The following is an 8,394-nucleotide window of genomic DNA, read 5'->3' on the forward strand; positions in this document are numbered from 1 at the left end:
CCAGGACCGACGCTGGGCGACGGCGTGGAGCCCGGAGCAGATCGCCCGACGCCTCCCGCTCGACTTCCCCGAGGACGAGACCATGCGTATCTCCCGCCGGCACCCCCGGTGCTGGTGGAGGTGCTGCCTCCGCCCCCGCCCTGCCCCGGCGAAGCCCCGGGGCCGGTGGCGGTTCCCGCGGTACCGCCGTTGGCATCCGGCGTTGTCCCGCCGTTGTCTCCGTTGCCTCCCGTGGAGCCCGCTCCGGTGCCGCCGGAGGCACCGCCGCCCCCGGCGACCACCAGCAGGGAGCCGCCCGTGCTGACGCTGGAGGCCCCGCCCCCGCCCGGACCTTCGAAATGGAGGCCGCTGAGCGGAAAACTCCCGCCCGGGGCGCCGCCGTTGAACCCGCCGGCACCCGCCGTGCCGGTGCCGTTGCAGCCCTTGCCGCCGGTACCGCCGACGTTGACGGTGAAGGTCGTCGGTGCGGTGGTCTGCGGCAGGGTGGTCACCACCCGCGCACCCGTCGCACCGGTCCCCGTGACGGAACAGGGGGTGCCGGTGTTGTCGGCGCCCCCCGCGCCGTCCGCGGTGATCGTCACCACCGCCGCCGCCGGAACCGTCAAGGTCTGCGAAGCGCCGGTGAAGGTGAAGGTCTGCGACGGATCAGCCCGCTGCGCCCGCACTGGCACGGCCTCCACCGGCGCGGCGGCCACCGGTGGAGCCGCAGTCGCCAGCAGCGCCATACCGGACAGCAGTGCGCCCCCCACCGACACCACCCCCACACCGCGCTCCCCACGCCGTCCACCCGAGCCAACCAGGTCGGACGCACCGACGGCACCAACCGGGGTCATCCCACCGACCAGGGCCCTGTTGAACACGGCCACGGGCCACTGACGGCTGACCCGATACCACGGCAGATCGCCCTGTCCACGCGTACGAGCACTCATCCGCAGGTTCACCTCTCCTCACAGCAAGGCGCCCCGCACCCTCACGCGACAACGCAGAAGTGCGGCAGGGCATCTGGCGGTAAATCATGACAAACCACAGTAGATACCCCGATCCGATCACTTCGAGGTAGCGAGGTGATGAGAAGCCTTGTATGTCGCAAACACCCCGCGCGAGCCGGCGAGGAACCGGCATCGCCCGTACGCCCTGCTGCGCCAAGCGCTGCTCGACGCCGACGAGGTCGCCGTCGTACGCACCATGCTGCGCACCCGCGAGACCCTCGCGGTGCTACGGGTACGCGAGGACACTGGTACTCCACACCTTGCTGTGGCCCGACGAGATCCGCTCCCCCGAGGGGACCGCCCCGGCCGGGGTCGAGTTGCAGGAGAAGGAGCTCGCGCTGGCCCGCGCGGCTGCACGCCCTGGCGGGTGGGGACGCGAGCGGGGATTTCTGGCGGTGGCGGGCGGTGGCGCGGGATGCGGCGGTGTTCCCGGAAGTGGTGGAGGTCGCGCGGGCGTTGCTGGATCCGGTGATGGCCGAGTTGGTCTGGCGGGACAGCGGGGCCGGGCGGCCTCGGGCGCTGCCGGCGGACGGGGCGTTCTGCCGGCGGCTGGGCGAGCGGGTGGGGCGCCGGTGGTTGGGGCCGCTGGCTGCGGTCGACTTCGACGGGCCGCTGATTGTTCGACGACGGCACCCTGGGCCGCCCAAGCGGGAGCAGCATCGGACCGGACAGCGCACTGCCCGGACGGCCGCGCGAAAGCACCTCACGGCAGCTCGCTTCGCCGACACCGCCACCTTCGCGGAGGCTGTGTGCCCGGGCGTCCCCGTGCCGGACGAGCAGAAGCCCGCGGTGCGGCACGGGCGCGGGCACCTGCTCGACGTCGGGCGGATCCACGCTGCCTTCGTCACCGGCGCCCGCGCCCGCGGCGAGGCCTGCGGCCCGCTCGACCTGGTCCCCGCCCCGCAGCTGCCCGCCAGCGGCGCCGAGGTGGGCGGGCCCGCCGCCCACACCGCAGGCACCGGCGACGAGCGGCACCGGCTGCGGGCGTTCATCGAGCGCCACCGCGGACGGGGCGCAGCAGGCGGTGAGCGGTGGGCGAGCGGCCACAGGGCGGGGGCCGGCGTCGGGAACCGGGTCGGGTGCACGACAGCCGACGGGAGGGGCGGCGGGAGACGCGCAGGCCGGGAGGCAGCGGGCAAGTAGGACGGAGCAGCAGTGGTACGGAGAGCGGATCGGCCCGCGAGCAGAAGGCCGGGGGAGGCGAGGCCGCGGTACGCGACGGACGGCCCGCTGGCGGCGCGGGCCCGGACAGTGAGGGGGGATGTCCACCGTCCGGGCTCTCGCCCGCTGGTCCTCTTATGACCCCGAGCCGCCCCCACAAACCACCCGGCACCCGAGCGGGGCCGGCGCCCCTTCCCCGGCCGCTGGCTGGAAGTCGCTCGACGTCGCCGGCCCCAGCGCCGGTGTGTGAACGGGGCCGGCTGTGGCGAGGGCGGTTGCGGTGATGGTGCCTTGTCGCTGACAGCAGGGAGGGCCATCGGGACACGGTCCCGGTGGCCCTCCGTTACGGACTGTCCTGGCCTCAGCGGTGCGTCACGCCCCCGCGGACGGTTTCCATGGGCTCAAGCCGTGGGGCTCGGTCCGTGGAGCCTCAGGCCGTGGGCCCCAGGCGGGTCCATGGGCTCTTCGGGTCGGTCGCGTTCGGCATGTCGCCCTTGGTCCAGTACTTGGCCTTCCAGTAGTAGCCGCCGTACGACACGACCGTGCGTGTGCTGCCGCTCGGATCACCCGCGACGACCGGGGTGCCGGGCGTGGTGCCGCTGTTACGCGGCTCGGCGACGAAGTCCGGCTTGCTGTAGTCGCTGGCGGGGGCGAAGGTCCCGAGTCCGTACGACGTTCCGTGGCTGATCGAGGTGACGGCGTTGCCCTTGTCGTCGTACAGGTGCCACCACTGGCCCGGGGACATGTCGCAGTCGGTCACGGTCAGGGACGCCTGCGGACCGCCGGCACCGAGGCACTGCTCGTGGCCGCCCGTGGTGCTCTTGATCCGGTACCAGCCCGGGAAGTCCGGCCACTCCGCCGCGACGGTCCACAGCTGATTGGCGTTGCCGTCCTGCTTCTCGACCAGGTGGGCGGTATTCCAGCCGCCGGGGTGGTCGAGGAGGTTGCCGCTGTTGACGTCCTCGATCTTGTACTTGTCCCCGGTCTGCCACAGGGTGAACGGCGCCCACGCCGGATTGTAGGTGCGTCCGGCGTCCCAGGCGTCGGCCTGGCAGCGGGCGCCGTCACCCTGCGGGGCCGCGACGGTGGTGGTGCCGCGGCGGTGGTCCTGGGTCAGGCCGTACTCCGTCCCGTTGAGCCTGATGGTGAAGTTGGCCGGTCCGGTGATCGGCAGGTAGTACTTGATGCCGATGTCGCGGGCCTTGCCCGGCGGGAGCTCCTCGCAGGTGCCGAGGGTGAGGGTGACCCGGTGGAAGTCGGCTTTCAGGCCGCCGACGTTGGGGCCGGTGCGTCCGGGCTGGACGGCGTCCGTCAGCTCCTTCCACGCCTCGTCCTTGAGCACCGGGGTCGTCGAGGTGGGGATGTCGAAGGAGATCCGGGTGCCTGTGGGCAGCGTGGCGGCGGTGTTGTTGGTGATCCGCAGCTTCGGCTGGACCGGCCACATGTCCTTGACGTCGGTGGGGTAGTCGACGAGTTCGGCGCTCACGTCGACGACCTGCTGTGGCAGCGCGGCGTCCGCCCGTTCGGCCTTGGCCGGGCCGGCCTGGCGCAGCGCGGTGTCCAGGACGGTGGTGAGGTCGTAGCCCATGCCCCACTCGCCGGAGGGGCGTTTGGTGTAGTCGCCGGCGAGTTCCCAGATCATGGCGCCGCCGATGCCCTGGTCGCCGATGTACGCGGCCTTGGCCCGGATGGAGCGGTCGTCCTCGGTGGAGAGGAAGACCTTCTTGTCGGGGTTCCACAGCCAGGAGGCCTGCAGGGCGTCGCTGTACTTCTCCTGGTAGCTGCCGCGAAGTTGGACGGCTTCCTGGCCGGTGTCGAGTCCGTGGGCGGCGAGGTAGCCGGGGGTGCGGCCGTCCTGGAGGTTCTTCGCGTGCCAGAGCGGATTGGAGCCGGCCGGGACCTCGCGGCCGTTCTCGGTGTCGTGCCAGAGGTTGTCGATGCCGATGGCGCCGTCGCCGCAGGGGGCGCTGCGGCCGTTGCCCTTGCCGCCGGTTCCCGGCGGGCAGGCCTGCTGGTCGACCATCGTGGAACTGCCCCAGAGGCCGTCGGTGCCGCCGGTGACGCCCCGCCAGCCGCGGGTGTAGTAGGGGATGCCGAGGTTGATCCGGGACGGCGGCAACGCGCCGCGGTAGTAGTGGTAGGCCCAGTCGGTGTTGAAGTAGCCGTGCTTCTGGAAGTCCTTGGTGTCGGGGTTCTGGTCGTCGTAGATGCCGGCGGCCGCGAGTTCGGCGTCCTTGCCGTCGTCGTAGAGGGGGGCTTGCGGGCCGACGAAGTCGTTCCAGGATCCGTGCAGGTCGTAGGTCATGACGTTGACGAAGTCCTGGTACTTCAGCGCGGCCTGGGCCTCCTGGCCGCGGACGAGGTAGCCGGAGCCGGACACCGCGGAGGTGAGCAGGTAGTAGCGGCCCTTGGCGGCGCCGGCCCGGTCGAGGGCGCCGCGCAGGGTCTTCATCAGCGCCTCGTAGCCGGCGCCGAGCCCCTTGCGGCGGGCGTCGGCGACCGGCCAGTCCTGGGGGTTGCCGGCCTGCGGGAGCGCGGTGGGGTACTCGTAGTCGATGTCCGCGCCGTCGAAGCCGTACTGGTCGAGGAAATCCGCCACGGAGGCGGCGAAGGTGTCGATGGCCGGCTGGTTCACCGAGCCGTCGGCGCGGGTCGTCAGGGTGTAGAAGCCGGACGACTCGGCCCAGCCGCCGACCGAGATCAGGGTCTTGACCGCCGGGTGCTCCCGCTTGTAGCGGGTGAGGAGGTTGAAGTGGCCCTGGTAGGGCAGGGCGGGGTCCATCTCGGCCCCGTCCACGCCGGGCCAGGTCATCCCGGTGGCGGGGTTCCTCGGGTCGGCGGTGTCGCCGACGGAGATCCGGTCGTTCTCGACGTGCGCGAACGCGTAGTTGACGTGACTGACCTTGGACCAGGGGATGTTGTTCACCAGGTAGGGCGCGGAGCCGTCGGCCCCGGTGCGCCAGCCGGTGAAGTAGCCGACCGTCCGGCGGCTGCGGCCCTGGCCGACCCATTCCCGGCCCGATCCGTCGTAGACGTCGCAGTAGCGCGGGCTGGTGCCGTCCACCGGGGTGAGGCCGTCCGGGCGGCAGTCCCCGCTGGACGCGGGCTTGGTGCCGCGGTCGTCCGGCGCGGTGTCGACGGGCGAGCCGGCGTCCGCGGCTGCGGGGGCGTTCCCGCCGTCGGAGGCCAGGATGGAGAACTCGGCGGCGGCGGTGCTGGTCGGCACCTCACCGTCGAAGACCGTCCCGCACAACCCCTGCCAGCCGGCGCAGATCCGCTCCGGTCCTTCGAGGACGCGGTCGTGGGTGCCACCCGGGTCCAGGGCGAGCTTCACGTACTCGTTGCCCTTGAACAGGTAGGCCGTGCCCGGATCGCGCGGGAGGCTGAACGCGGCGTCGATGTTCTCGGTGAACGAGGGTGCCTTCCGGGCGAGTTCGCCGAAGTTGTCGCGGATGGGCTTAGGTCCGTTGACGACCTGGTCCTTCGTCCCGTCGATGGCGACCTTCATGCGCAGGTAGCTGTCCCCGCTGAACATGTACATCTCGTCGCGGGTGCCCGGGACCGGAAGCACCGCGTCGACCTTGGAGCGGAACGCCGCGAACTGCGGCCCGGCCAAGGGGAGGAACGCGTCCTCGACCGGCTGTGGCTGCACCACCCGCTCCACCTTGCGCAGGCCGTCCACGGGCTTGAAGCGCCAGTAGCTCGGCAGTGCGGTGGAGCTCGACGGGAGCGTGAAACCCAGGACCGTCCCCCCGCTGCTGGGCAGCGTCGTCAAGGCGTCGGAAGTCCCGCCGGGGATCTGGCCCGAGGCGATCGACGTGGCCCCGGCTTCGGCCTCCTGATGCCGGCCCGGGCCGAAGGTCATCGTCGTGGTGAGGTTGCCCTTCTGCAGTTCCACGCTCGCCAGGCCGAAGTCGCGGCTGTCCAGGGAGACTGCGGCGTCGATGCCGGACGACGACTCCAGCGCTATCAGCGTCGGCTGGCTCGGGCCGTCCACGTTGCAGGACACCTCGTCGAACACCACCACCTCCGGCGCGCGGGAGTAGAGCTGCCACGCGCAGTGCCGCCACTGGTCGGAGGGCGGCTCGGTGCCCTCCGGTCCCAGGTGGAGGATGGGATTGTTGTGATCGGTGAACACGGCGCGGTCCGTGGCGTTCCACGGGGTCCCGTTGGCGTCGAACCGCCAGAGCTGTTCCTTCGGCGGCTTGCCCTGCGCGCAGCGCGTCTGCACGAGTTCCGGACGGTCCGAGGGCCCGGTCTCGTCCGGGATCGTCGCGGACAGGCACAGTTTCGAGTGGAGGTCCATCAGCCCCGTGTACAGCAGGCCGTCCGACTCGCGGAACGGCGAGAGCTCCACGAACATCCCCGACATGGTCATCTCGTTGTCGGGATTCTCCCGGAACCGCGAGTACGTCTGGTTCTCGTACACGGGCACGACGAGCCGCCTGTCGCCCCGGTGCTGGAGCGAGTGGATCGGAGCGCGCCGGCCCTCCGCGGCCATGGGAGCGAAGAACACCGCGTCGTGGTCCCGCCTGGTGCCGTCGGTCATCCAGCCGGTGACCTCCTGCCGGACGGCCAGAACCATGGCCTCGTCGTTGGTGACCATGTAGTCGAGTTCGCGGCCCTGCACCTGGGTGGCCTCGTTCGTGCGGACCAGGTGCAGGTCACCCGCCGCGCCACCCATCTCCTGCCGGGCCTGGCGCATGGTGGTCTCGGGCGGGGTGTTGAAATCCCCCATCACCGCCCAGCTCCGGCCCTGCACGGCCGGCGCCGTGGCCACCTCCTGGAGGATCCGACCGGTGTCGTTGCGACCGCCCTGCTCGTTGTTCGCGTGGACGTTGAAGAACCAGGTGTCGCGGAACCGGACTCCCAGGACGGGGCGCTCACTCCCCTGCGGGTGCAGGAGGAGGTAGGCCTCGGGCTCCTCCTCGGTGACGAAAGCCAGAGCGCGGTTCTGCATGTCGTTGTTGATCTGGGCAACGTAGTAGGTGCGAGGGTTCGCGCGGTCGGGGATGGCCCAGCGGAACCGGCTGAGGGTCTGGCCCTCGACGGCATCGGGATCCCACCGGGTACCGGGGCGGGTCTCCGTTCCCGGCTGCAGGAAGTCATGACCGAGCAGCGAGAAATCGTCCGGGCGCTGGTTGGGATCGTCCCAGTTGCCCACCCCGGGGTCCGTGTCGGGATGCTCCTGAAGGGCCAACACGTTGTCGCCTGTCGCCAGTAGTCGCGGTATGACGTCCCTCCAGCGCCTCCCGGTGGCCTGCATGTTCCATGTCGCCGGCCGGAACTCCCGCACCGCCGCCTTGGCGGGCTTTGCCGCCAGGACGGCCAGCAGTTCGGCGACCAGTGTGAGGACCAGCAGCGCCGGGAGGAGTCTCGCCGCGATCGGTGCGGGCCTTGGGCGCTGTGCGCGCGCGGTGTTCATGCCATCCCTCCATCGGGAGAACTACGGAGGGAGCAGTGTCATCGAAGGCGGTAGACACCCGATCAACGGCCCGTCAGCCGGCCGCGGGCCCGGTGCGGATCGTGCCGTCGGACTTTCCCATCGGGGGCGGCGGCCTGCCAGACCGCTGCTGAGGGGTGGTCACTGGCAGACGGCGACGGCAGCCAGACAGGCCGCGTCGGTGTCGCCGGCCTGCGGGGTGTCCGATTCGGGGCGCCGGCCGGGGGTGGAGACGATGCCGGGGGCGAGGAGGTCCCAGCCGGTGAAGGAGCGGGCGAACAGCTGTCCCGGATCCTCACCCACGAGCACGCGCGACGGCGCACCGAGACGCTGCGCGGCCGGCGCGAGCGCATGCAGCCGTCGGAGTACCTGCGGCTGATGCAGAACGGCCGGGCCCGGCACTTGCGGCACGAGGCCTCGCCGGCATGCTCGACACCTGCGCGGAGCAGCACCTGGTCGGCCCGCTCGGAAGGCCCGGCGGGCCAGCCAGCCCCCTCAGAATGGGGGCTCGTCGTACCAGGGGCCGGTCACCTCCTAATGATGTTGTCAAGCGGCTGATGTGACGGGGAGTGCGTGCGCGTAGCACTTCCCGTCACGGATCAGGGCCAACAGGACGTTCACTCGTCGGCGGGCCAGCGCGAGGACGGCCCGGGTGCGGCGTTTGCCCTCGGCACGCTTGCGCTCATAGAAGCGGCGGGACGCCTCGCAGCTGCGGATGCTGATCAGCGCGGAGGTGTAGAAGACGCACTGGAGGCCGCGGTGGTAGCGGCGGGACCTGTGCAGGTTGCCGCTGACGTGGCC

Annotated in this window: 5 protein-coding genes and 1 pseudogene; 2 read left to right on the forward strand and 4 right to left on the reverse strand. The window is 71.5% G+C overall.

Translation table 11 applies throughout. From position 1 onward, the window contains the following. Positions 1 to 941: hypothetical protein (locus ACFU7Y_RS34310; protein WP_380770713.1), on the reverse strand; the 941-nt coding region annotated here is incomplete at its 3' end. Between the two features lie 136 nt (positions 942 to 1,077). On the opposite strand from ACFU7Y_RS34310, the gene ACFU7Y_RS34315 reads away from it, so the two are divergent. Further along, the gene (locus ACFU7Y_RS34315) at positions 1,078 to 1,461 is read left to right on the forward strand and encodes a Ku protein (RefSeq protein WP_380770709.1); all 384 of its coding nucleotides are present in this window, start codon (positions 1,078 to 1,080) and stop codon (positions 1,459 to 1,461) included. Then, a complete protein-coding gene (locus tag ACFU7Y_RS34320; protein WP_380770710.1) occupies positions 1,413 to 2,132 on the forward strand; it encodes a hypothetical protein in 720 nt (239 codons plus the stop codon). Before ACFU7Y_RS34315 ends, ACFU7Y_RS34320 begins: the two co-directional genes overlap by 49 nt. Positions 2,133 to 2,580: 448 nt before the next feature. Here ACFU7Y_RS34320 and ACFU7Y_RS34325 read toward each other — a convergent pair whose 3' ends face one another. From ACFU7Y_RS34325 to ACFU7Y_RS34335, 3 genes and pseudogenes are all read right to left on the reverse strand, one after another. Then, positions 2,581 to 7,575, reverse strand: coding sequence for a glycosyl hydrolase family 18 protein (locus ACFU7Y_RS34325; RefSeq protein WP_380770711.1), 4,995 nt, complete (start codon positions 7,573 to 7,575; stop codon positions 2,581 to 2,583). Positions 7,576 to 7,734: 159 nt separating this feature from the next. Beyond that, complete coding sequence (locus tag ACFU7Y_RS34330; RefSeq protein WP_380770712.1) at positions 7,735 to 7,896, reverse strand: hypothetical protein; 162 nt, start codon at positions 7,894 to 7,896, stop codon at positions 7,735 to 7,737. A 243-nt stretch (positions 7,897 to 8,139) separates the two neighbouring features. Next, a pseudogene (locus ACFU7Y_RS34335) lies at positions 8,140 to 8,394 on the reverse strand (IS110 family transposase); the annotation flags it as partial.

Origin of the sequence: Kitasatospora sp. NPDC057542 (assembly GCF_042801945.1) — a bacterium.
Taxonomy (GTDB): Bacteria; Actinomycetota; Actinomycetes; order Streptomycetales; family Streptomycetaceae; genus Kitasatospora.